The sequence below is a fragment of the Amycolatopsis dongchuanensis genome (assembly GCF_039542405.1).
Lineage (GTDB): Bacteria > Actinomycetota > Actinomycetes > Mycobacteriales > Pseudonocardiaceae > Amycolatopsis_E > Amycolatopsis_E sacchari.
The window spans coordinates 214952-238856 of the sequence record NZ_BAABIB010000075.1 but is presented as its reverse complement, the minus strand read 5'-3'; the positions used below and the strand labels follow the sequence as shown (position 1 = coordinate 238856).

General features: G+C 71.5%; 19 protein-coding genes and 1 pseudogene. 13 read left to right on the top strand and 7 right to left on the bottom strand.

What is annotated here, in order from left to right:
* Window positions 1-3 precede the first annotated feature (3 nt).
* The 3 genes and pseudogenes from ABFX51_RS18770 to ABFX51_RS18760 all read right to left on the bottom strand — a co-directional run bounded on the left by ABFX51_RS18770 (window position 4) and on the right by ABFX51_RS18760 (window position 3443).
* Window positions 4-2268: a heavy metal translocating P-type ATPase gene (locus ABFX51_RS18770; protein WP_346054356.1), complete on the bottom strand. Its 2265-nt coding sequence runs from the start codon at window positions 2266-2268 to the stop codon at window positions 4-6.
* Between the two features lie 17 nt (window positions 2269-2285).
* Window positions 2286-3211, bottom strand: a pseudogene (locus ABFX51_RS18765) (hypothetical protein).
* A gap of 25 nt (window positions 3212-3236) precedes the next feature.
* Window positions 3237-3443, bottom strand: coding sequence for a heavy-metal-associated domain-containing protein (locus tag ABFX51_RS18760; RefSeq protein WP_346054355.1), 207 nt, complete (start codon window positions 3441-3443; stop codon window positions 3237-3239).
* A gap of 514 nt (window positions 3444-3957) precedes the next feature.
* Between ABFX51_RS18760 and ABFX51_RS18755 the strand changes: the two genes are divergently transcribed.
* Window positions 3958-5295 (top strand): MFS transporter, encoded by a 1338-nt coding sequence (locus ABFX51_RS18755; protein ID WP_091507161.1) that lies wholly within the window; start codon window positions 3958-3960, stop codon window positions 5293-5295.
* 11 nt (window positions 5296-5306) lie between these two features.
* Here the strand turns inward: ABFX51_RS18755 and ABFX51_RS18750 are convergent, their stop codons facing one another.
* Window positions 5307-6257 carry a LysR family transcriptional regulator gene (locus tag ABFX51_RS18750; protein ID WP_091507158.1) on the bottom strand — a complete coding sequence of 317 codons (951 nt, stop codon included), beginning with the start codon at window positions 6255-6257 and terminating at the stop codon, window positions 5307-5309.
* A 72-nt stretch (window positions 6258-6329) separates the two neighbouring features.
* On the opposite strand from ABFX51_RS18750, the gene hisD (ABFX51_RS18745) reads away from it, so the two are divergent.
* Together hisD (ABFX51_RS18745) and ABFX51_RS18740 are read left to right on the top strand one after the other, a co-directional pair.
* Window positions 6330-7658 (top strand): histidinol dehydrogenase, encoded by a 1329-nt coding sequence (gene hisD, locus ABFX51_RS18745; RefSeq protein WP_091507155.1) that lies wholly within the window; start codon window positions 6330-6332, stop codon window positions 7656-7658.
* Window positions 7658-8497 carry a carbon-nitrogen hydrolase family protein gene (locus tag ABFX51_RS18740; protein ID WP_091507153.1) on the top strand — a complete coding sequence of 280 codons (840 nt, stop codon included), beginning with the start codon at window positions 7658-7660 and terminating at the stop codon, window positions 8495-8497. Before hisD (ABFX51_RS18745) ends, ABFX51_RS18740 begins: the two co-directional genes overlap by 1 nt.
* A gap of 4 nt (window positions 8498-8501) precedes the next feature.
* Here the strand turns inward: ABFX51_RS18740 and ABFX51_RS18735 are convergent, their stop codons facing one another.
* Window positions 8502-9497, bottom strand: a complete 996-nt coding sequence (locus ABFX51_RS18735; RefSeq protein ID WP_091507151.1) for a LacI family DNA-binding transcriptional regulator — start codon at window positions 9495-9497, stop codon at window positions 8502-8504.
* A 117-nt stretch (window positions 9498-9614) separates the two neighbouring features.
* Between ABFX51_RS18735 and ABFX51_RS18730 the strand changes: the two genes are divergently transcribed.
* From ABFX51_RS18730 to ABFX51_RS18710, 5 genes are read left to right on the top strand one after another with little or no spacing between them, the layout of a single operon-like run.
* Complete coding sequence (locus ABFX51_RS18730; RefSeq protein WP_091507149.1) at window positions 9615-10757, top strand: cupin domain-containing protein; 1143 nt, start codon at window positions 9615-9617, stop codon at window positions 10755-10757.
* Window positions 10754-11434 (top strand): alpha/beta fold hydrolase, encoded by a 681-nt coding sequence (locus ABFX51_RS18725; protein WP_091507147.1) that lies wholly within the window; start codon window positions 10754-10756, stop codon window positions 11432-11434. The genes ABFX51_RS18730 and ABFX51_RS18725 overlap by 4 nt, the downstream gene beginning before the upstream one ends.
* 10 nt (window positions 11435-11444) lie before the next feature.
* Window positions 11445-12740 carry a histidinol dehydrogenase gene (hisD, locus tag ABFX51_RS18720; RefSeq protein ID WP_091507144.1) on the top strand — a complete coding sequence of 432 codons (1296 nt, stop codon included), beginning with the start codon at window positions 11445-11447 and terminating at the stop codon, window positions 12738-12740.
* A complete protein-coding gene (locus ABFX51_RS18715) occupies window positions 12737-13489 on the top strand; it encodes an SDR family NAD(P)-dependent oxidoreductase (RefSeq protein ID WP_245783047.1) in 753 nt (250 codons plus the stop codon). The genes hisD (ABFX51_RS18720) and ABFX51_RS18715 overlap by 4 nt, the downstream gene beginning before the upstream one ends.
* Window positions 13486-14220: an HpcH/HpaI aldolase family protein gene (locus ABFX51_RS18710; RefSeq protein ID WP_091507139.1), complete on the top strand. Its 735-nt coding sequence runs from the start codon at window positions 13486-13488 to the stop codon at window positions 14218-14220. The genes ABFX51_RS18715 and ABFX51_RS18710 overlap by 4 nt, the downstream gene beginning before the upstream one ends.
* 333 nt (window positions 14221-14553) lie before the next feature.
* Here the strand turns inward: ABFX51_RS18710 and ABFX51_RS18705 are convergent, their stop codons facing one another.
* Window positions 14554-15690 (bottom strand): FAD-dependent oxidoreductase, encoded by a 1137-nt coding sequence (locus ABFX51_RS18705; RefSeq protein ID WP_091507136.1) that lies wholly within the window; start codon window positions 15688-15690, stop codon window positions 14554-14556.
* A gap of 191 nt (window positions 15691-15881) precedes the next feature.
* Window positions 15882-17039 (bottom strand): mandelate racemase/muconate lactonizing enzyme family protein, encoded by a 1158-nt coding sequence (locus tag ABFX51_RS18700; protein ID WP_091507134.1) that lies wholly within the window; start codon window positions 17037-17039, stop codon window positions 15882-15884.
* 83 nt (window positions 17040-17122) lie between these two features.
* Between ABFX51_RS18700 and ABFX51_RS18695 the strand changes: the two genes are divergently transcribed.
* From ABFX51_RS18695 to ABFX51_RS18675, 5 genes are all read left to right on the top strand, one after another.
* The gene (locus ABFX51_RS18695; protein WP_245783046.1) at window positions 17123-17866 is read left to right on the top strand and encodes a FadR/GntR family transcriptional regulator; all 744 of its coding nucleotides are present in this window, start codon (window positions 17123-17125) and stop codon (window positions 17864-17866) included.
* Window positions 17867-17923: 57 nt separating this feature from the next.
* Window positions 17924-19072, top strand: a complete 1149-nt coding sequence (locus ABFX51_RS18690) for a Gfo/Idh/MocA family protein (protein ID WP_346054354.1) — start codon at window positions 17924-17926, stop codon at window positions 19070-19072.
* A 96-nt stretch (window positions 19073-19168) separates the two neighbouring features.
* Window positions 19169-20593: an extracellular solute-binding protein gene (locus ABFX51_RS18685; protein WP_346054353.1), complete on the top strand. Its 1425-nt coding sequence runs from the start codon at window positions 19169-19171 to the stop codon at window positions 20591-20593.
* A gap of 92 nt (window positions 20594-20685) precedes the next feature.
* Entirely contained in the window at window positions 20686-22617 is a 1932-nt protein-coding gene (locus ABFX51_RS18680; RefSeq protein ID WP_346054352.1) for an ABC transporter permease, read from the top strand.
* Window positions 22614-23900, top strand: a complete 1287-nt coding sequence (locus tag ABFX51_RS18675; RefSeq protein ID WP_346054351.1) for a mandelate racemase/muconate lactonizing enzyme family protein — start codon at window positions 22614-22616, stop codon at window positions 23898-23900. Before ABFX51_RS18680 ends, ABFX51_RS18675 begins: the two co-directional genes overlap by 4 nt.
* The last annotated feature ends 5 nt before the right edge of the window (window positions 23901-23905 follow it).

Sequence of the window (23905 nt, the reverse complement as noted above, 5' to 3'; positions counted from 1 at the left end):
CGGTCAGGACGACGGCGGGGCGGCGCGGAACCCCCGCAGCCGCAGGCTGTTGCTCACCACGAACACCGAGCTGAACGCCATCGCGGCGCCCGCGATCATCGGGTTGAGCAGGCCCGCCGCGGCCAGCGGCAGCGCGGCGACGTTGTAGGCGAACGCCCAGAACAGGTTCCCCTTGATCGTGCGCAGCGTGCGCCGGGACAGCCGGATCGCGTCGGCCGCCACCCGGAGGTCGCCGCGCACCAGGGTCAGGTCGCTCGCCTCGATGGCGACGTCGGCGCCGGTGCCCATCGCGAGCCCGAGGTCGGCCTGGGCGAGCGCGGCGGCGTCGTTGACCCCGTCGCCGACCATCGCCACCACCTTGCCCTCGTCCTGCAGGCGCCGGACCACGTCGACCTTGTCGCGGGGCAGGACCTCGGCGATGACCCGCTCGATGCCGACTTCGGCGGCAACCGCCTTCGCCGCGTCCTCGTTGTCGCCGGTGAGCAGGACCGGGGTGAGCCCGAGCCCGCGCAGCTGCCGGACCGCTTCGGCCGAGGTCGGCTTGACGGTGTCGGCGACGACCAGCACCGCCCGCGTCTCGCCGTCCCAGCCGACGACGATCGCCGTCCTGCCCTGCCGCTCGGCCGCGGCCTTGGCGTCGGCGAGTTCGGGGGACAGGTGCTGCCCCCAGTCCGCCAGCAGTGCGGCGCGCCCGGCCAGCACGGCCTTCCCGTCCACGATCCCTTGCACGCCAAGGCCTTCCACGTTGGTGAAGCCTTCGACGGGCGGCAGTTCGCCGACACGCTCCCGCGCGCCCGCGGCGATGGCCTTGGCGACCGGGTGCTCGGAGGCGTGCTCCAGCGCGCCCGCCAGGCGCAGCACCTCCGCGGCGTCGGCACCGTCCGCGGGGTGCACCGCGGTCAGGGCCATCCGGCCGGTGGTGACGGTGCCGGTCTTGTCGAGCACGACGGTGTCGACGCGGCGGGTGGACTCCAGCACCTCCGGGCCCTTGATCAGGATGCCGAGCTGGGCGCCCCGGCCCGTGCCGACCAGCAGCGCGGTCGGCGTGGCCAGCCCCAGCGCGCACGGGCAGGCGATGATCAGCACCGCCACCGCCGCGGTGAACGCGGCCGACACCGTGCCGCCCGCGCCGAGCCAGAACGCGAGCGTCCCGATCGCGAGCGCGATGACGACCGGCACGAACACCCCGGCGATCCGGTCCGCGAGCCGCTGCACGGCGGCCTTGCCCGTCTGCGCCTCCTCGACCAGCTTCGCCATCTGCGCGAGCTGGGTGTCCGCGCCGACGCGAGTCGCCCGCACCACGAGCCGCCCGCCCGAGTTCACGGTCGCCCCGGTGACCGCGTCACCCGGACCGACCTCGACCGGCACGGACTCGCCGGTGAGCAGGCTCGCGTCGACCGCCGAGCTGCCGTCGACGACCACGCCGTCGGTCGCGATCTTCTCGCCGGGCCGGACCACGAACTCCGCACCCACGGCCAGCTGCTCGACCGGGACCCGTTCCTCGCGGCCGTCGCGCAGCACCGCCACGTCCTTCGCGCCCAGTGCCAGCAGCGCGCGCAGCGCGGCCCCGGCCCGCCGCTTGGACCGGGCCTCGAAGTAGCGGCCGGCGAGGATGAACGTCGTCACCCCCGCGGCGACCTCGAGGTAGATCGCACCGTCGCCGCTGATGCGCTCGATGGTCAGTTCGAACGGGTGCCTCATGCCGGGCACGCCGGCGCTGCCGAACAACAGTGCGTACAGCGACCAGGCGAACGCGGCCAGCGTGCCCAGTGACACGAGGGTGTCCATCGTGGCCGCACCGTGCCGCAGGTTCGTCAACGCCGCCTTGTGGAACGGCCAGGCGGCCCACCCGGCCACCGGCGCGGCGAGCGTGAGCGAGATCCACTGCCAGTACGTGAACTGCAGCGCCGGGATCATCGCCAGCACGATCACCGGCACCGACAGCACCACCGAGCCGATCAGCCGCTGCCGCAGGGACCGAGCCGGGTCGTCAGTGTCCTTTTCGGACTCCGGTGTCTCCACCTGCGGCAAGGTGGCCGTGTAGCCCGCCGCCTCGACCTGCTCGACCAGCGTGGCCGGGTCGAGACCGGCGGGGAAGCTGACCTTCGCCTTCTCGGTGGCGTAGTTGACGCTCGCGGTGACGCCGTCGAGCCTGTTGAGCTTGCGCTCGATCCGCATCGCGCAGGAGGCGCAGGTCATGCCACCGATCGCGAGTTCGAGGTCACGCCGCTCGCCGGTGGCCGGCGAACCGGGCAGCGTGGAAGTCATCGATCATCCCTCCTCGGTCAGCCGTGGCCGTGTTCGGCGGCGGGCGGCTGTGGTGCGGTGGCCGGTTGTGGGCCGGTCGGCACCGTGAACTCGGCCGTGTGCACCTTGCCCTCGTGCTGGAAGTCCAGGAACAGCCGGTAAGTGCCCGCTGACGGGACCTCCGCGTAGAAGGTCACGTCCGGCCCGGGACGGGTTGTGCCGTCTCCCGGCGTGCCGTCCGGGTGGACGTGGAGGTAGGCCAGATCGCCTTCGCGCAACGCCACGAGATGGCCGAAGGCGCCCAGGTACGGCTGCAGGTCGGTGACCTCGTGCCCGTCCTTGGTGACCGTGACGGTCACCTTCGACGACCGGCCCGGCGTGAGGTCGCCGTCGAGGCGCACGCGGTATCCGTCCACGACCGACTCGCGCGAGGGCGCGTAGGTCCGCGGCTGGAAGTCGCCTGCCGCGGCCAGGTCGACGCCGAGCGTCGTGGCCTCGCCCCCGGTGGGTTTGAAGTCGGCGAAGGCGCGGTAGCTGCCCGCTTCGCGGCGTCCAGCGGAACCGTCCAGGTACCGTCCGCCGTCATGGCGGGGTGGACGTGCCGGAAGCCAGCCGTGTCGCGGCGCACGACGATGAGGTGCATGCGCTTGTCGTGCTCGACGTCGAACGCGGTGACGGGCGTGCCGTCGGGGCCGGTGATCCGGAAGGCGAACTCGGTGGTGGTGCCCGTGGCGAGCGTCGTGCTGGTGGGCGTGAGGGTGTAACCGCCTCTGGACGACGCCAGTCCCGCGGGCTGGATCTCCGCGACAGTGCCGCTGTGGTCGTCCCCGTGCGTGGCTTCCTCCATGCCGTGCACGCCGGCCTCGCCGGCGACGGGACCGACAGCGGTGCCGATCGCCCAGGCGCCGGCGGCGACCAGGACGAGCGCCGCACCGTAGGCGGAGAGCTTCCCTGCTGTGTTCATGGCATTCCCTGTCCTCGCGCGGCCGCTACGCGGTCAGCTGGTAACCGGCTTCTTCGACGGCGGAGCGCACCAGGTCGGTGGGGAGCTCCGCTTCGCTGGTGACGGTGACCTTCCCGGTGGGCAGCTCCACGGCGACGTCGGTGACGCCGGGCAGCCCGCCGACCTCCTCGGTCACCGAGCGCACGCAGTGCTCGCAGGTCATGCCGGTCACGGTGTAGGTCTGCTGGGTCATCTCCGCGTCCTTCCTGGTGGGGGTACCCCGTATCGGTATGGGTAACTTATACCCCCTGGGGGTAGGAGTCAACGTGCCGGGCCCGGCTTCCGGAGCATGCTGCGTGCGTGTTTCCCACTGGGCTGAATGTGCTGTGCCCGCCTCGTGCCCGCACTGGAGAATCGGCAGATCGTGTTCGAGGGCTGCAAGGCGTTCCGCCAGCGCGACGGGAGGATCGCGGTCCCGGGGTAGCTGGGCGCCGCCCGCGGTCTCGCTCGCACGGCCCGCGGTCCGCAAGTGCGGAGCCCGCCGGCTTCGCGTCGGCCTCACCCCGCCCCGGCCTGCGACGAGGCCACGATGCACGATGGCGACCGGGGTCCGGCGACCCCCATGGCGTGAAGCGAGCACTGTATTCGTATGCATTGGTCACCGCAAGCCACTCTTGCGCCCCTTGACCAGCCGCTGACACCCACCTATGTTGCTGCTCTATACGTATGCAGAACGGCTCTGCCGTTGTGGCACAATCGGAGGTGTCATGTCCACCCTCGCGCCGACCACGGCCGCGTCCCCCGATGCGGCCGGACGTCGAAAGGTGATCCGCCGCGCGATCGTCGCCGGCAGCATCGGCAACTTCGTCGAGCAGTTCGACTACGGGTTGTACGGCTACATGGCACCCGTCCTCGCCTCGTCGTTCTTCCCGGCGAGCGACCACACGGCCAGCGTCCTGAGCGCGTACGCCGTGATCGCGATCGCGTGTCTCGTCCGGCCGCTCGGCGGCAGCCTGCTCGGCCGGTGGGGCGACCGGTTCGGCCGCAAGCGCGTCCTGTTGTGGACGGTCGTGTTCATGGGCATCTCCACGGCCCTGATCGGCGTCCTGCCGACCTACGGCCAGATCGGGCTGGCCGCCCCGCTGATCCTGCTGGTGCTGCGGGTCGTGCAGGGCATGGTCGCGGGCGGCGAGTACGTCGGCGCCGTCGCGTTCGTCGTCGAGTGGGCCGAGCCGCGCCGGCGCGCGTACTACACCTCGTTCGCGTCCAACAGCTGCTTCTTCGGCATCCTGGCGGGAGCCGGCGTGGCCGCGCTGATGAGCGCGGTGTGCACCGACGCGGCGCTGCACAGCTGGGGCTGGCGGATCCCGTTCCTCGCGGTGCTGCCGCTGTGCCTGGTCGGGATGTGGCTGCGCAGCCGGATCGGCGAGACGCCGGAGTTCGAGGCGGCCACCGAGCACGGGACGAACGTCGTCGCGGCGCCGTTCCGCGAGGCGCTGCGATCGCAGTGGCGGCCGATCCTCGTGTTCTGCGGCGCGTCGATCATGCTGGCGATCCTGTCCTACACCTGGGTCACCTTCTACCCCGAGTACCTGTCGGACACGCTGGGCCTGTCCCAGTCCTCGGCCTGGCTGTCGAACATGATCTCCGTCGCCGTGCTGATCCCGCTCGTGCCGGTCGCCGGCATCATCTCCGACCGCATCGGCCGCAAGCCGATGCTGATCACCGGCGCGGTGGCGTGCATCGTGCTGGTGCCGCTCGCGTTCTGGGTGGGGGAGCGGGGCACGTTCGCCGCCGCGGTGGGCAGCCAGCTGATCTACCTCGTCCCGGAGTTCTTCCTGACCGGCATCGTCACGGTCTGTGCGGCGGAGCTGTTCGCGACGCGCACGCGGTTCAGCGCGAGCTCGATCGCCTACAACAGCTCGTTCTCGATCTTCATGGGCATCACGCCGTTCGTGGCGACCCTGCTGGTGTCGGCGTTCGGCACGATCTACGCGGTGTGGGTGTACCTCGCCGCGGCGGCCGTGCTGGCGCTGGTGGTGATCACGGTGTTCATGAAGGAGACCTACCGCAGCGAGCTCGCGGCCGACAAGTTCGCCCGCTGAAAGCGCTTCCCTCACGGCTCCGGCGGCTCCTGCGGTGGCAGGGGCCGCCGGTGTTCGAGCATCGAGTGGTGCAGCAGGAGGTCCACCGCGAGCCGCGCGAGTTCCGCCGTCGCGGGGGAGAGCTGGGTGTGCCGTCGGCGGATCAGGGCGAACGTGTTGTGCAGCGGCGGGTCGAACGTCGTCGTGTGCAGCCGCAGGCCCTCGGTCCGCGTGAGCCGTTCGGCGACGGCGCGGGACAGGAACGTGTCGCCGACCCCGCGGGCCACCAGGTGCAGCGCCGCCTGGGCCTGTTCGACCTCTATGAACGGCTCCAGCCGCACCCCGGCGACCTGCGCGCGCTCCGCCAGCTGCAGCCGGTCGGGGTCCGCCCAGCCCACGTGGGCGTCGTAGAGCACCAGGCGCCGCGCCGCAAGCGTCGTGATGTCCACCGGGGCCGCGACGTGCTCCGGGTCCGCCGACACGTACAGCACCTCGTCCCGCGCCAGCGGCGTGATCTCCAGTCCTGAGGGCGTCACCGGCAGCACCACGATGCCCGCCTCCAGATCCCCGGCCGCCACCGCTTCCGCGACGAGCGCGGCGTTCACCCCGACCAGCCGCACCCGCACGTCCGGGTGCGCCGCGGCGAACCGCTCGCCGAGCTCGGCCAGCAGGTAGAAGTCCGCGTTGCGGAACAGGCCGAACGAGGCGACCCCGCCGGTCAGCCCCCGCACCGCCTTCATCGTGTCCTCGGCGTTCTGCGCCGCGCTCACCGTCTGGCGCGCGTGGGGCAGCAGCTGCGCACCCGCGGGCGTCAGCGTCAGTCGCCGCCCGCCGCGGTGGAACAACTGCAGCCCGCACTCCTCCTCCAGGCGGCGCACCAGTTCCGAGATCGCCGCCTGCGTGTAGCCGAGTGCGGTGCCCGCGGCGGTGAACGAGCCGAGCTCCGCCGTCGCGACCAGCGCGCGCAATTGCGTCAGTGTCACAAGGAAACCCTATAGGTAGTCCAATGGAAGACAAGGTGTTCCTGTGCCTTGCGCGGAACTAGCTTTCGGGACATGTACTTCAGCGAAGCCATCCAGCGCCGGTTCGCCGGCCGGTTCACCGTCGTCAAGGCACCTGCCGCCGGGGGAGCCCCGGCCCAGCGCGACCCGGCCGTCATCGAGACCGTCACCCGCATGCTCGACCGGATCCGTACCGAGGGCCTCGACGCGGTCAGCCGGTACGCGGCCGAACTGGACGGGTACGACGGCCGCCCGCTGGAGGTCTCGCGCGAGGAGATGCGCCGCAGTGGTGAGCGGCTGCCCGAGGACCTGCGCGCGGCCATCGAACTCGGCGCCGCCCGCACCGCGGCGTTCGCGAAGGCCTCCCGCGAGGCGCTCAAGGACATGGAGGTCGAGCTCGAACCGGGGCTCGTCGCCGGGTACCGCTACCTGCCGGTGCAGCGCGTCGGCGCGTACCTGCCCGCAGGCCGGTTTCCCTTGACCGCCAGCGCTTTCATGACCGTGAACGTCGCCAAGGCAGCCGGGGTCCCGTCCGTCGTCGCGTGCACCCCGCCGCAGCCGGACGGCGGCCCCAACCCCGCCGTCCTCTACGCCGCCTACGTGTCCGGTGCGGACCGGGTCTTCCTGCTCGGCGGTGTGCAGGCGCTCGCGGCGATGGCCTACGGGCTCGTCGGCGACACGCCGGTGGACATGCTCGTCGGCGCGGGCAACGCCTTCGTGGCCGAGGCCAAGCGCCAGCTGTTCGGCACCGTCGCGATCGACCTCCTCGCCGGACCGTCCGAAGTGGCCGTGATCGCCGACGGGACCGCCGACCCCGAACTCGTCGCCGCCGACCTGCTCGGCCAGGCCGAGCACGGCCCGGACTCGCCCGCGGCCCTGATCACGACCAGCGGTGACCTCGCGACGGCGGTCACCGCGGAGGTCGAACGCCAGCTCGCGACCCTGCCGACCGCGCCGATCGCCGGCCCCGCGTGGCGCGACCACGGATCGATCACGGTGGCGGCCGACCGCGAGACGGCGGCGGCCCTCATGGACGACCTCGCCCCGGAGCACCTGGAGATCCAGACCGCCGAAGACGGCTGGTACCACGACAACCTGACCGCGTACGGCTCGCTGTTCCTCGGGCCGTGGAGCACGGTGGCCTACTCCGACAAGGGCATGGCGGGGACGAACCACGTGCTGCCGACCGCGGGCGGTGCACGGCACAGTGCCGGGCTGTCGGTGTCGCGGTTCCTCCGGCCGCTGACCTACCAGCGCGTCGCCGGGGAAGCCACGCCCGCGCTCGCCGACGCCGTCGACGTCATCTCCGCTTCCGAGGGCATGGCCGCCCACCGCGCCACCGCCGCCCTGCGCACGCGGCGGCTGGTCCCGCAGGAGGTGTGATGGGCAGGCCGCTCACCCTCGCGCTGGCCCAGGTTCCGGCACGGCGGGATCTCGGTGGTTTCGCCGGGCACGTCACGGCGACCTTGCGGCGGTTCCCCGGCACCAGGCTGCTGGTCTACCCGGAGCTGCACCTGACCGGTGAGTCGGATGTGGACGCTCAGCCAGTCCGGGACGGCCCGCGGCACCGGTGTTTCGCCGAGCTGGCCGGAGACCTGGGGGTGTGGCTGTGCCCGGGCAGCGTCGCCGAACTCGGTGCCGACGGCCACGTCTACGACACGGCCGTGGTGTATTCGCCGGAGGGTGAGTTGGCCGCCGCCTACCGGAAGGTCTTCCCCTGGCGGCCGCACGAGCCGTTCCGGCCGGGGCGGGAGTTCGTGGTGTTCCCGATCCCCGGCGTCGGCCGCATCGGGCTCTCGGTGTGTTACGACGCCTGGTTCCCCGAGGTGACCCGGCATCTGGCGTGGCTGGGTGCCGAGCTGGTGCTCAACGTGGTCCGCACCGACACCGCCGACCGCGCCCAGGAGGTCGTGCTCGCCCGCGCGAACGCGACCGTCAACCAGGTGTTCGTCGCGAGCGTCAACGCGGCCGCGCAGACCGGGCTGGGGCATTCGGTGCTGGTGGGACCCGAGGGGCAGGTGCTCGCCGAACTGCCCGGCGCCGCCACCGGCGTGCTCACGGCGGTGATCGACCTGGACTCGGTCACCGCCGTCCGCCGCCACGGCAGCTTCGGCGTCACCCGCGTGTGGAAGCAGTTGCGGGAGGACGACGAGCCGATCCCGATGCCGCTCTACGGAGGTGCGCTGACCCCGTCCGCCTGGGCCGAGGCGGACCGGCGGTGAGGCGTCACCGCGCCGCGTGCGTTCCCCTCGGCACCAGCTCCGGGGCGAACGTGACGCGGCGCGGTTCCTCCGGCGCGCCACCGGAAAGGCGTTCGACGAGCAGGCCCGCGGCGGCCTTGGCCATGCCGTCGAGGTCGTGCCGGACCGTGGTGAGGTCGAACGTCTCCCACGAGGCCATCGGCAGGTCGTCGAAGCCGATCAGCGTCAGGTCGCCCGGCACGTCCAGCCCCAGCCGCCGCGCCGCGTTCATCGCCCCGATCGCGATCACGTCGTTGCCGCAGAAGACCGCTGTCGGACGGGGCCCGTCCGCGGCGAGCTCGAGCAGCCCCTGGTAACCGGTGCCGTAGTCGAACGGCCCCCGGCGCACGCGGTGGCGGGGCAGGCCGACCCCGGCCTCGGACAGACCGACGCGGAACCCGAGCTCGCGGTCGCGCCCGGTGGTGGTGTCCGCGGGGCCGCCGATCAGGGCGACGTCGGTGTGCCCGAGGCGCACGAGCTCCTCGGCGACCAGCCTGCCGCCCGCCTCGTTGTCGACCACCGCCGCGTCCGCGCCGTCATTGCCGGTCTCGCGGTTGAGGAAGACGAACGGCAGGCCACGGCGGTTCAGCTCGGCGGGCAGGGGTGAGCCGATCACCGCCGTGGTGAGCACGACGCCGTCGATCGAGCGGTCGAGCAGCCGCTCGGTCTCCAGCGCGGTTTCGCTGCGCTCGGTGAACAGCATCATCCGGTACCCGTGCCGCTCGAGCTCGTCGTGCAGCGGGCCGATCAGATGCGGGTAGAACGGGTTGGTCAGGTCGGTGACCACCACGCCGACGCGGCGGGTCGACCGCGTCGACAGGCTCCGGCCCGCTTCGCTCGGCACGTACCCGAGCGCCTCCGCCGCCTCGCGCACCCGCGCGCGGGTGGCCTCCGAAACCCGGTGATCGCCGCGCAGCGCACGGGAGACCGTGGGCTGCGAGACCCCGGCGAGCCGGGCCACGTCATGGCTCGTGATCGACATCGGCGTCCTTCCCTGAGCGCGGGCGTGCATACGGATCCTACCGGAATCCATCCCTTGACAGGTCCCGCTTGTGGATGGTGTTCTGCATACGTATTAACAACGACTTCGGAGGATGTCATGCGCAACGGCGAGGGGCGGGTGACGGCGGCGGAACTGCGCCGCCGCACGATCCGGCGGGCCGATTTCGTCTCCTGCGACCAGGCGTTCATCGACTGCCGGACGCCGGGCTCGGACCGCAAGGAGAACTACTCGATGATCGGGCCGGGCGTGACGCAGAACCCGGACCAGGTGGTCAACCTGCGCGAGCCCCACGGGTTCAACATCGGCGCCGCCGCCATGCCGCACGGCATCACCAACAACCTGCACCTGCACTTCACCGCCGAGGTGTTCCTGTGCTTCCGCGGCGAGTTCCTGCTCCGCTGGGGCGCCGACGGCAACGAGGGCGAGCTGGTGCTGCGCGAGGGTGACATCGCCTCGATCCCGACGTGGATCTTCCGCGGCTTCACCAACATCGGCCCCGACGACGGCTGGCTGTTCACCGTCCTCGGCCACGACGACACCGGCGGGATCATCTGGGGACCGTCCGTGCTGCGGGAGGCCGAGGGCCACGGCCTCTACCTGACGGCGGACAACCGCCTCGTGGACACCGTCGCGGGAGACGAGGTGCCGGACCCGGCCGAGCTGGTCCGCCCGATGGTCGCCGAGGACATCGCCGCCCTGCCGTCCTACGACGTGGAAAAGCTGCGCCGCCGGGTCGTCACGACGGACGACCTCCAGTGGTCCTCGCGGGCCCTGCTGGGCGGCGTCCTGCCCGGCGGGCGCGCCGAGCTGGCCCCGGTGATCGGCTTCGGGATGACCGAGGACCGCGACCAGGAACCGCGGATCTACCACCCGCACGGGCACAACATCGCGTGGCTGCGGGCGGAGCCGGGGGAGGGTGTGCCGCTCCACCGCCACGACGAGACGCAGGTGCTGCTGGTCAAGGACGGCGAGTGGGAGGTCACCCTCAACCGCCACGACGAGGTCAGCGTCCGCCTCGGCCCGTGGGACATGCTGTCCGTGCCGCGCGGCGCGTGGCGCAGCCTCCGCAACGTCTCCGGCGAAACCGCGACCCTGCTCGTCGTCAACGGCGGGGACGGCCGGGTCCGCCTGGACTGGGACGACGAGGTCGTCAAGGCGGCCGCCGACGCCGGGGTCGGCCTCGACCACAACGGCTACCTCGCGCCCTACCACCTCCTGCCCAGGCCGGCCGGGCGGTGACGGCACCGCCGGTGGTGCTGGTCCCCGGCATGCTGTGCGACGCCGGTCTGTGGGCCGGCGTCGAGCCGCCGGGACCGGTGGTGCACGCGCGGATCACCGCCCCGACCATCGGCGGCATGGCCGAGCAGATTCTGTCTACAGTGGACGGTCCGTTCGTGCTCGCGGGACTGAGCCTCGGCGCGATCGCCGGGTTCGAGGTCGCCCGCCAGGCCCCGGAGCGGCTCGCCGGGTTCTGCGCGTTGTCGACCAACGCGGGAGCCCCGACCGCGGCGCAGCTGGCCGGCTGGGCCGAACTGGACCGCCTCACCGCTCGCGGCGGCTTCGACTCCGCCGTCGAGCGGATCCTGCCGACCATGTTCGCCGAACCGGATTCCCCGCTGGGGCTACGGTTCCTCGACATGGCCCACCGGGTCGGCCCGGGCACCTTCCGCGCCCAGCTGGCCGCGCAGGCCACCCGGCGTGACGCCCACGCGGCCATCGCGGGGCTGTCCTGCCCGGTCCTGGTGGTGTGCGGGGAACGCGACGCGCTGTGCCCGCCGTCGTTCCACCACGCGATCGCCGCGCACGCGGCCGAGGCGACCCTGCGGGTGCTCCCGGAGGCCGGGCACCTGCTCACGTTCGAGGAGCCCACCGCCGTGGCCACCCTGCTGCGCGACTGGCTCCGCCTGATCCGATGAAGGAGTTCCCATGCCCAAGGTCCTGAAGTCCGCGGTGCCCGCCGGCCAGGTCGCCGCCCAGCGGAGCGACGTCGCCGACCGCGTCCGCGCGATCATCGCCGACATCCGGGAGCGCGGCGACGCCGCGGTGCGCGACTACTCGGCGGAGTTCGACTCGTGGTCGCCCCAGTCGTTCCGGCTTTCGCCCGACCAGGTCGAGGAGATCGTCGCCCGGGTGCCCGCCCAGGTGCTGGCGGACATCCGGTTCGTGCAGGACCAGGTGCGCGCGTTCGCCCGGCACCAGCGCGACTCGCTGCGGGAGTTCGAGGTCGAAACGCTACCCGGTGTCCACTTGGGACAAAAACATGTCCCGGTGGCCGCCGCCGGCGCGTACGTCCCCGGTGGCCGGTACCCGCTCACCGCCTCAGCGCACATGACGATCGTGACCGCGAAGGTGGCGGGGGTGCCGCGCGTGGCCGCGTGCACCCCGCCGATCCGCGGTGAGGTACCGGACGCCACCGTGGCGGCCATGCACCTCGCGGGCGCCGACGAGATCTACCTCCTCGGCGGGGTGCAGGCCGTGGCCGCGCTCGCCGTCGGCACCGAGACTATGGGCCGCGTCGACCTGATCGCCGGGCCGGGCAACGCCTACGTCGCCGAGGCCAAGCGGCAGCTGTTCGGCGAGGTCGGCATCGACCTGTTCGCGGGCCCGACCGAGGTGCTGATCGTCGCCGACCACACCGCCGACCCGTTCGTCGTCGCGGTGGACCTGCTGTCGCAGGCCGAGCACGGGCCGGACTCGCCGGCGGTGCTGATCACCACGTCGGAGGAGCTGGCGCGGGAGGTGCTCGACCACGTCGAGGCGCTGCTGCCCGGTATGCCCACCAGGGACTTCGCCGAACCGGCGTGGCGCGACCACGGCGAGATCCACGTGGTGGACACCGTCGACGAGGCCTTCGCGCTGGCGGACACCTACGCGTCCGAGCACGTCCAGGTCCTCACCGCGCAGCCGCGGCAGGCGCTGGAGAAGATGCGGAACTACGGGGCGCTGTTCCTCGGGCCCGGTACGTGCGTGTCCTTCGGGGACAAGGTGATCGGCACGAACCACGTCCTGCCGACGCGCGGCGCCGCCCGCTACACCGGCGGGCTGTGGGTCGGCAAGTACCTGAAAACCGTGACGTACCAGGAGGTCACGAGCAGCGAGTCGAGTGTGCTGCTCGGTGAGGTCTGCGGGCGGGCGGCGCGCGTCGAGCTGTTCGAGGGGCACGCCCGGTCCGGGGACGTGCGCGCGGCCGGGTTCCGCCGTGGGGAGCTGCGGTGGGCGTGAGGGGGCGGACCGCGCTCGTGACCGGTGGCGGCAACGGCCTGGGCCGCGCGATCGCGGTCGCGCTGTCGGAGGCCGGGGCGCGGGTCGTCGTGACCGGGCGGCGGAAGTCCAGTTTGGACGAAACGGTGGCGGAACTGCCGGGACCGGGCCGGGCCGCGGTGTGCGACGTCGCCGACCCGGACTCGGTCGCCGCGCTGGCTCGTGAGCTGGCGGACGAGGAGATCTCGGTGCTCGTCAACAACGCCGGCATCGCGGGCCCGGTCAAGCCGCTGGTCGAGGTCACGCCGGAGGAGTGGGACGAGGTCTTCGCGGTGAACGTCCGCGGGATGTACCTGGTGTGCCGGGCGTTCCTGCCCGCGATGGTCGAGCGCGGGGCCGGGGACGTCATCAACATCGCGTCGGTGAGCGGGAAGCGGCCGTTGCTGCGCCGCACCCCGTACTGCGCGTCGAAGATGGCGGTGATCGGGTTGACGGCCACGCTCGCGGGCGAGGTCGGGCCGTCCGGGGTGGCGGTGAACTCGCTGTCGCCGGGGCCGGTGGAGGGGGAGCGGATGGCGCGCAACTTCCGGCTGGAGGCCGAGCACACCGGGACGAGTTACGCCGAGGCGGAGCGGGCGTTCACCGGGCGGGCGGCGCTGGGCCGGATGGTCACCGAGGCCGAGGTGGCGGCCGCCGTGCTCGCGATGCTGCGGATGCCGGGCCTGTGCGCGGCGGACATCGACCTGTCGGCGGGGATGGTGGCGCGGTGAGCGGGCTGCGGCATCGGCTGGTGGCGGGGGAGCGGCTGCTGGGCGGGTTGCTGCGGTTGCCGTCGGAGACGCTCGTCGAGATGGTGGGCGTGGCCGGGCTCGACTTCGTGGTGTTCGACTGCGAGCACGGGCCCGCCGATCTGGTGCCGTTGCAGCAGCACGTGGTGACGGCCCAGGCGCACGGACTCGGCGTGCTGGTCCGGGTCGGGGCCGCCGAGCCCGCGCTCGTGCTGCGGGTCCTCGACCTCGGAGCCGACGGGATCATCGTGCCCCACGTGGACACGGCGGAGCAGGCCCGCGCCGTCGTGACGGCCGCGCGTTACCCGCCCTTGGGGGAGCGGGGTTTCGCGACGTACAGCCGAGCCGGCCGGTTCGGCGCGCGGAGCATCGCCGAGCACCTGGAATACGCCGCGGAGACGACGATCGTCGTGCCGATGATCGAGACACCCTCGGCGTGCACCGCGGCGCCGGAAATCCTGGCGGTGCCGGGTGTCGACGCGGTGCTCGTGGGCCCTGCGGACCTGTCCGTCGCGATGGGACTGACCGGTGGTGCGGCCGAACCCGCTGTCGCGCAGGCGATGGCGGACGTCGCGGCCGCGGCGGCCCGGGCGGGCAAGCCGATGGTGAGCATCGTGGGTTCCGTCCAGCAGGCCGCGGCCGCCCCACCGGGCGCGGTGATCTACAACCTGGCCCACGTCCTGCTCCACACCCTGCGCGGGCTGGCCCGGTGAGGTCAGTGGCCGGGCAGCTCGTCAGGCTCGCCAGCTCGTGCTCACCCGCGACCGGGGCCGGACCGAGGTCGGTTCTGATCACGCAGGACGCCGCGTCGGGCTGAGTGGTCGGGGAGGCGCGGCCGCCGATGAAGGATCGACCAGGGATCCAGCGCGCCGCAGGAGTGGGCCGGGTAGCTGACGTGCCGTGCGCTCTGGTGCTGAACAGCGCTGATCAGCCCGTCCAGCACCGCGGTGTCCACTTCGCACAACCGGCCCGTGGTGCCGGTGATCCACACCACAGTCCCCGCGAGGCCGTGGCCCGCCCCTCGGGACGGGCCACGGGGACCCGGCTCAGGCCGTCTGGTCGTGGTCCTTGAACAGCTCGGCCAGCTGCTCGGGGATGTCGTCGCCGAAGAGGCTTTCCATGACGAGGGCTTCGTCGAACGGGGCGGCGCTCCGGGTGAACATCGCCTGCTCGTACTCGGCCAGCGCGGCCTCGGTGTCGTCGGGGTGGGCGGCGAGTGCCTGGGCGAGTTCGGCGCCGTCGAGCATGGCGAGGTTGGCGCCTTCGCCGTTCGGGGCCGTCAGGTGCGCGGCGTCGCCGACCAGGGTGACTCCCGGCTGCCGCTCCCACTTGTGCCCGATCGGCAGCGTGTGGTGCGGCCGCAGTACCGGTGCGGTGTCGGAGTCGGTGATCAACGCGGTCAGTTCCGGTGCCCAGCCGTCGAACTCCGCCGCGATCCGGGTGGCGGCCGCGGCCGGATCGGTGAAGTCGATGGCGGCGAACCAGTCGAGCGGCCGGGTGAGCTGGATGTAGGCGTGCAGCGTGTCGCCGTTTTCCCGGTGCGCGTTGATCGCCACGTCCGGGGCGGGCCCGTTCGCGACCATCGACCCGCCGCCGACCGCCCGCGCCGTGGCGGGGTGGCGCGTCGCGGCGTCGTACAGGTAGGTCTCGACGAACGACGTGCCGACGTATTCGGGTGCGGCGTCGGTGAGCAGCGGCCGGATCCGCGACCACGCACCGTCGGCCCCCACCAGCAGGCCTGTGGCGACGGTGCTCCCGTCTGCGAAGCTCACCTCGTGCCGCCCGCCGCCGAGCGCGCGGGCGCCGGTGACCTTGTGTCCCCAGTGGACGGTACCGGACGGGAGCGAGTCGAGCAGCATCCGCCGCAGGTCCGCCCGCAACGCCTCGGGACGGCCCCCGGTCCCGTCGTCGGCCTTGTCGAACAGGACGTTCCCGTCCCGGTCGAGCACCCGGAAGGCCTGGCGGCCGTGGAGGACGAGGCCGCGGAACTCGTCCGCCAGCCCGGCGGCCTCGATGGCCAGCTGCCCGTTGTAGTCGTGGATGTCTAGCATCCCGCCCTGCGCCCGCGCCGTCGGAGAAGGTTCTGCCTCGTACACCACCGACGGGATCCCGTGGACCCACAGGACCCGCGCGAGGGTCAGCCCGCCGACCCCGGCGCCGATGATCGTGACTGGAACATGCATGGGAGCTCCTTCCGCCCTTTCGGTAACCGGGTTCGATCCTGGCCAGGGCGGCTGGCACCGTGCGCACGCGTCGCTGACAGCGCACTGGTACGGCGTACCAGTGCGCTGTCACTGTGCCGGGGCGGTGTTCGCCGGACTGGAGGCCTCGTATCCGGAGGCGGCGTGACCAACCCGCCCGGCGCTGAGGTCCCCTACTCGAACACCCCGAACCCCTCCACGGCGTGCGCCCGCACGCCGTCCATGTCGAGTTCCACGCCGATGCCCGGGGCCTCCGGCAGCGTGATGTAACCGTCCTTCACGATGGAGTCGCTGCCGTCTGGGGCGTGGACGTAGCTGTCCCACACGGCGCGTTCCTCCAGGGCGTGCCATTCCTGCACGAAGAAGTTCGGGATCGCGGCGCACTGGTGCGACGTGGCCATCGTGCCGAGCGGGGTCGACACCAGGTGCGGCGCGAACGGGACGTAGTGGATCTCCGCGAGGTTGGCGATCTTCTTGGCTTCGGCGAGGCCACCGCACTTCGGCACGTCCGGCTCGATCACGTCCACCGCCCCGCGTTCGAGCAGTTCGCGGAATCCCCACCGGAGGTACAGGTTCTCGCCCGCGCAGATCGGCGTGCGGGTCTGCGCGCGCACCCGCACCAGTGCGTCGACGTTCTCCGCCGGCAGCGGTTCCTCCAGCCACATCAGGTTGAACGGCTCCAGCTCCCACGCGATCCGGCACGCGCTCGGCACGTCGTAGCGGGCGTGCAGATCTATCGCCAGGTCGACCTCCGGGCCGATCGCCTCCCGGACGGCCGCCACGCGGTCGACCATCGACCGCAGCTCCGAGGCGTTGATCGTGTGGTTGAACGCGTCGAACTTCGCGGGGTGGCTCAGGTCGTCGATGTCGAACTTGAGCGCGGTGAAGCCTTCGGCGACCATCCGCTGGGCCCGGTCGACGCACCCGGCGACCGAACCGGCCGGGTCGTCGCCGTCGCCGCAGTCGGCGTAGACGCGGATCCTGTCGCGGAACTTCCCGCCGAGCAGCCGGTACACCGGCTGGCCCGCGGCCTTGCCCGCGAGGTCCCACAGCGCGAGCTCGATCCCGGACAGGGCGATGACGAACACCCCGCCCTGCGGACCCGCGAAAACCTTGCTGCGGCGCAACTTCTCCCAGCACCGCTCGACGTTGCGCGGATCCTCACCGATCAGCAGCGGGGTCAGGGAATTGATCACCCCCACGACACCGCCCGCGCCGGCGTCGGGATTGGCCTCGCCGAACCCGCTGAGCCCCTCGTCGGTGTCGATCCGCACCAGGGTGGCCTGACCGTGGTAGGCCACCACCGCCGTCGTGACGTTGACGATCCGCATCGCTCTCCCGCCGCCGGGTCGTGCAGGTAAACGCAGGTAAAACGGACTGTCGCGCTGTCCGACTTGTCCTATAAGCTCATCACATGCAAAGGAGACAGGAGTCTCCGGACGCTGTCAAGATCCGGACTCTCCCGGTGCAGGTGGCGGCACACCTGACCCGGCGCATCGTCAGCGGCGAGATCGAGGACGGCCGCGCCCCGTCGGAGCTCGAGATCTCGCAGGAGTTCGGGGTTTCCCGCGTGGTGGCGAGGGAGACGCTCAAGATCCTCGCCTCGCTCGACATCGTCGACGTCGCGCAGGGCCGCCGCGTCGTCGTGCGCCCCCACGCGGAATGGGACTACCTGAGCCCGTTGCTGATCGAGTGGCTGCCCGAGGAGACCGTCGGCGAGCTGCTGCAGGAACTGCACCAGCTGCGCGTCCTGCTCGAGCCCGAACTCGCCGCGATGGCCGCGGCCGGCATCACCGACGAGACGCTCGGCCGGCTCAGGGACGAGATCGACCGCATGTCGGCGCTGGAGGCGGATCCCGACGCCTACCTCGAGGTCGACCACGAGTTCCACATGGAGATCTGCCGGGCCGCCGAAAACCGCCTCCTCGACCGGATCATGTACTCCGCTCGCTGGCTCGGCACGGCCAGTCGGCGTATTACCAACCAGGCGCCTGCCGCGCTACGCTGCGCCACCACCGACCACACGGAGATCTACGAGGCGCTCGTCGCCCGCGACCCGGCACGGGCCCGCGAGGCGATGCGCAAGCACCTGAGCAACAACTCCACGCTCCTCGCGCAGAAGGAGCAGCGAAGCAAGCGGGCCGCCCGGCGGCGTTAGGCACAGCACGCACTGCACGACCGAGATCCGGCAACCGTTGACGAGGACGGACCAGGCATGGCAGCACCGGCGATCTCACCGATCCGGCTGGGACTGATCGGCACCGGACTCGCGGTCGAAAAGCTGCACTGGCCGGCGTTGCGCACGCTCACCGACCGGTACACCGTCACCGCGTTCACCGACTCCTCCGCCGAACAGGGCAGGCGGTTCGCCGCCTACAGCGGGGTCGACCAGGCACTGGCCGCCACCGACCGGGCAGCGTTGCTGGCCCGTGACGATGTCGACGCCGTGCTGATCTCGGTGCCGATCCCGCACCTGTACGAGGTGGCGCGCGACGCGCTCGCGGCGGGGAAGGACGTGCTCTGCGAGAAGCCCGCGGGCGTCGACGCGGAGCAGGCCGCCGCCTTCCTCGCACTCGAAGCCGAGCACCCGGACCGCACCTTCATGGTGGGCGAGAACTTCTTCTACCGCGACGACCTGCGCTACGCCCGCGAGCTGGTCGACGCCGGCGCGATCGGCCGCCTCCACCTGATGGCGTGGCGGCACGCCGGCCAGGTGGTGCCCCGCGAGGGCTCGTTCACCAGCACGCCGTGGCGGCACCGGCCGCGGTACCGCGGCGGCGTGCACCTCGACGCGGGCGTGCACCACATCGCCCAGATCCGCTTGCTGTGCGGCGAAATCGCGCGGGTGCACGGTGCCGTGCAGACCGCGAACAGCACGATCGACGCGCCGTCGGACCTCACCCTCACCCTCGTCTTCAGCGGAGGTGCCATCGGCAACTACACCGCTTCCTACCCCGAGATCCCGGTGCCGCCCGAACCCAACGAGATGCGGCTGTACGGCACGGAAGGCGTGCTCGTGCTCGCCGGATCCGAGTCGGAGCGCCGCGTGACGCGCAGCGGCCCCGATGCCACCACGCACACGACGGTCTTCCGCGGCAGTGACAACGGCTACCGCGCGGAACTCGTCGATTTCGCCGATGCCGTGCGGTTCGGCGCGCGGCCCGTCGGCAGCGTCGCGCAGAGCGTGGCCAACACGATGGTCGTCCAGCGGGCGTTCGACTCCGCGGAACGGGCGGCCGCACTGGCGCTCGACCCCGTGCCCGGCGCGGGCCCGGTACCGCTGTGGCGGCCCCGTGGCTCGGCCGGGCTGTTCGACGGGCTGCCAGGACAACGCATCAGCAGTTCGGCGTCCTTCGCCGCATGAACGACCCGGCAGCGCGGCACTCGCCCCGCTGTCCCGCCGGTTGCAACGTCGCCCCGTCGGTATGCGTCCGCCCGCCCGGACGCGAGAGGAGTGGTCATGGAAGAGAAAACGGACTGGTCGAGGCGCGCGTTCCTCGGGATGAGCGCGCTGGGCGCGCTCGGTCTCGCCGCGTGCGGGAGCGGCCCCGCCGCGCCGCCGCAGGTGGACGTGCAGGTGCCCAAGGCGCTGCTCGACCAGGCCGCCGCACTCCGCGGCGGGTCGGTCGGGATGCTCTCGCAGAAGCTGTACTCGGAGGCCGCCAACCGGGCGCTGGACAAGTCGCTGCAGGTGTTCGCGCAGGCCACCGGGACCACGATCCGCAACGACCTGGTTTCCGGCGACGCCGGGGACATGGTCGCGAAGATGGACGCCGACGTGAAGGCGGGCAACAGCCGCGACCTGGCGTTCGTGAGCGACCGGCGGTTCGTCGGCCAGCTCCACAACCTCGGCGACCTCACCGACGTCACCGACGTGGTCGAGGAGATGCGCACGCTCTACGGCGCGCCCGCCACGGAGGCGAACAACTACTGCGTGTTCGACGGGCGCTGGTACGCGATCCCGTACCACTTCATCGCTTCCGGGATGTACCTGCGCAAGGACTGGTACGCGGAGAAGGGCCTGCCGCTCAAGCCCTACTACACGTGGGAAGAGTTGCGCGACAACGCTTTGGAGGTCTCCGACCCGTCGAAGCGGCGCTTCGGCTGGGGGCTGACGGTGAACCGTTCCGGTGACGCCAACGGTTTCATCCAGAACGTCATCAACACCTACGGCGGGGCGATCGCGGACAACACCGGCACGAAGGTGGTGTTCAACTCGCCCGAGACCGTCGAGGCCGTCGCGTTTATCGGTGACATCTACAAGAACCCGAAGTACGCGCCGATGCTGCCGCCCGGGGTCGGGAGCTGGACGGATTCGAGCAACAACGAGAACTGGCTGGCGCAGATCCTGGGCCTGACGCTCAACCAGTTCAGCGTCTACGCCGACTCGAAGACCAAGAAGAACCCGGTCTACGCCAACACGCACCCGTTCAACGGCGCCACCGGGCCCGCGCTCGACCGGCCGCTCGCGTTCGGCGAGTCCAACTCGTTCGTCGTGTTCAAGGGGGCGAAGAACCCCGATCTCGCCAAGCTGGTGGCGAAGTTCATGGCGGGCGGGAGCGCGCTGCTCGGCGTCGCGAAGGAGGCGCCGTGCCTGGTGAACCCGTCGTGGGACAAGGTGTGGGACTCCGACCCGTACTACACCAGCGGCGACCCGGCGTTCCCCGCGCTGCGCGAGCAGACCCGCGTGCCCCTCCCGGTGACCACCAAGACCGGCTACGCGTTCCCGCAGGCGCCGAGCCCGGGCGAGCAGGCCGCCGTCGCCGCCTACCTGCTGACCGACATGATGCAGTCGGTCATCCAGGGCACCCGGCCCGCCGACGCGGTCGCCACGACGCACAGCCGGATCGTGCAGATCTTCGAGCAGCAGGGCTACCGGCAATGACGGTCCTGCGTCCAAAGAGGACAGAACTGACGCGGTCGCCGCAGGCCCGCCCGTCACCGGGCGGGTCCTCCTCTCTGACGAGGTGGCAACGCGTGCTCGGCCGCGACTGGCGCCTCGCCGTCGTGTTCATCGGGCCGACGCTGCTGCTGGTCGCGGGCCTGATCCTGGTCCCGATCGCCGATTCGGTCGTCACCAGCACCACGGAGCGCCACGGTGCGGAGACCGCGTTCGTCGGGCTGGCCAACTACACCGCGCTCATCGGCGACGCGCTGTTCCACAAGGGAGTGCTCAACTCGTTCGTCTTCACCGCGTACGCCGAGATCTTCAAGGTGGTCTTCGGCCTCATCGCGGCGCTGATGCTGCACCACATGCGCCGCGGCAAGGCGGTCGTCGCCGGGGTGATCCTGCTGCCGTGGGTGATCCCGACCGTGGTCACGGCGTTCACCTGGCGCTCGCTGTTCGACCCGATCTTCGGCAGCGTCAACGTCCTGCTCACCGACTCCGGGATCGGGCCCGCCCTCGCCGCGGTGGGGCTGGTCGGCTCCTGGCCCGCGGAGTGGCTGTCGGACCCCGCGCTCGCGATGCCGGCGGTCATCCTCGTCAACGTCTGGAAGGGCATCCCGTTCTTCACGGTGACGTTCCTGGCCGGGCTCAAGGCGATCGACAGCAACCTGCACGAGGCGGCGATGGTGGACGGCGCGTCGCCGTGGCAGCGTTTCGTGCACATCACGCTGCCGGGCCTGCGTCCCGTGATGATCGTGACGGTGCTGCTGTCGTCGATCTGGACGTTCAACAACTTCGACCTGATCTGGCTGATGACCCAGGGCGGGCCGGGCGACGCCACGGCCCCGTACGTGATGGTCGCGTACTCGAAGGCCATCCAGCAGCTGCAGCTGGGCGCGGGTGCCGCGGTCACGCTGGTGATGCTGCCGATCATCGCGGTCCTCGTGGTGATCCTCGTGCGGTTGATGCGGCGCGGTGACCAGCCGGGCGCGGCGGATCTCGGGCGCAGACGCCTGAGTCCCGCGCAGCGCAAGGCGCTGCCGTGGGTGGTCGTCGCGGCCGGGGTGCTCCTGCTGGCCTGGGCCTCGCCGCACATCGTGTGGAAGGCCGCGCTCGTGCTGGGCGTGTTCGTGGCGATCACGGCCGCCGTCGGGCGGCTCGTCTCCGTGCTCGCCACGCGCGGCAACCGGCTGGCCGCACGCCTGGTCAGCGGCACCGGCTCGGGTGTGGCGCTCCTGGCCCTGCTGGGTTTCGTGCTGGCCCCGCTCTACTGGATGACGATCACCGCCTTCAAGTCCGACGACCAGATCGTCGCGCGCACCGACGACCTCTGGCCGAACCCGTGGAGCACCGAGCAGTTCACGAACCTGTTCTCCGGCAGGGCGTTCGGCACCTGGTACGTCAACACGGTCCTGGTGTCCGTGGCGTCCACCGTGATCGCACTGGTCTGCGCCGCGCTCGCCGGGTACGCGCTGGCACGGCTGAAGTTCCGCGGCTCGCAGAGCTTCACGGTGACGATCCTGCTCACCTACGTGATGCCGGGCGCGCTGCTGTTCATCCCGCTGTACCAGCTGGTGAGCGGGATCGGGCTCAACGATTCGCTGTGGTCGCTGGTGCTCGCGTACCCGACGTTCACCCTGCCGTTCGCGACGTGGCTGCTCGTCGGGTACTTCAAGTCGATCCCGGCGGACCTGGAGGAGGCCGCGCTCGTCGACGGCTGCACGCGGTTCGGCGCGTTCACCAGGATCGTGCTGCCGCTGGCCAAACCGGGCCTGCTCGCGGTCGCGTTGTTCACGCTCACCAACGCGTGGAACGAGTTCCTGTTCGCGTTCGTGTTCATCACCAAGGACGACTACAAGACGCTGCCCGTCGGCATGCAGTCGATGATCTTCGGTGACGTCGTGCCGCAGGGGCAGCTGGCCGCGGCGTCACTGCTGATCAGCATCCCGGTCGTGCTCATGTACGGGCTGGGACAACGGTTCCTGACCGAAGGCCTCACCGCCGGGGCCGTGAAGGGATGAGTGTGCACAGCGAGACCGCGGCGATCACGGAGGAGCACGTCGCGCAGGGGTCCCGGCCGAGCGCCCTGCGCATCACCGACCTGCGCGTGGCGAACCTGGCCGGGGTGCCGTTCCGGTCGTCGATCATCCGCATCGACACCAACCAGGGGCTGGCCGGCTACGGGGAGGTGCGCGACCAGGCCAGCGCCACCTACGCGCTGATGCTCAAGAGCAGGCTGGTCGGGGAGAACCCGTGCAACCTCGACAAGATCTTCCGCAAGATCAAGCAGTTCGGGTTCCACGGCCGTCAGGGCGGCGGGGTCTCCGGCGTCGAGATGGCGCTGATGGACCTGGCGGGCAAGGCGTACGGGGTGCCCGCGTACGCGCTTATCGGGGGCCGGTTCCGGGACGAGGTCCGCTGCTACGCGGACACGCCGTCGCTGCCGGATCCGCACGCGATGGGCGCGCGACTGCTGGAGCGCAAGCGGCGCGGGTTCACGATGCTCAAGATGGACGTGGGCATCGACCTGCTGTGGGACGTGCCGGGGGCGCTGATCGCGCCCGCGGGTGCCCGCGCGGATCTGACGACGATGCACCCGTTCACCGGCATCCAGGTCACCGCGAAGGGCGTCGAACACCTGGCGTCCTATGTGGACACCGTTCGGTCGGTCGTCGGCTACGACGTCGCGCTCGCCGCCGACCACTTCGGCCACATCGCACTGGATTCCTGCATCCGGATCGGGCGCGCGCTGGAACCGTTCACCCTCGCCTGGATCGAGGACCTGATCCCGTGGCAGCTGACCGACCAGTGGCGCCAGCTCACCGAGGCCGTCGCCGTCCCGACGTGCACGGGGGAGGACATCTACCTGCTGGACGGCTTCCGGCCGTTGCTGGACGCGGGCGCCATCCGCGTGGTGCACCCCGACCCGGCGACGGCGGGCGGGATCGCGGAGACCAAACGGGTCGGCGACCACGCGCAGGAGTGCGGGATCCCGATGGCGCTGCACCTGGCGGCGTCACCGATCGCGACGATGGCGTCCGTGCACCTGGCGGCGGCCACGGAGAACTTCCTGGCGCTCGAACACCACGCGGCCGATGTGGAGTTCTGGAACGACCTCGTCACCGGGCTGCCCCGCCCGCTGATCCAGAACGGGCACATCACCGTGCCGGACACACCGGGGCTCGGGTTCGGTGAGCTCGACGAGGAGCTGGTGCGCCGCCACCTCGACCCGCGCGATCCGGTGTTCTTCGCCGAAACGACGCATTGGGACGCCGAATCGAGCCACGACCGGCTGTGGAGCTGAAGGTG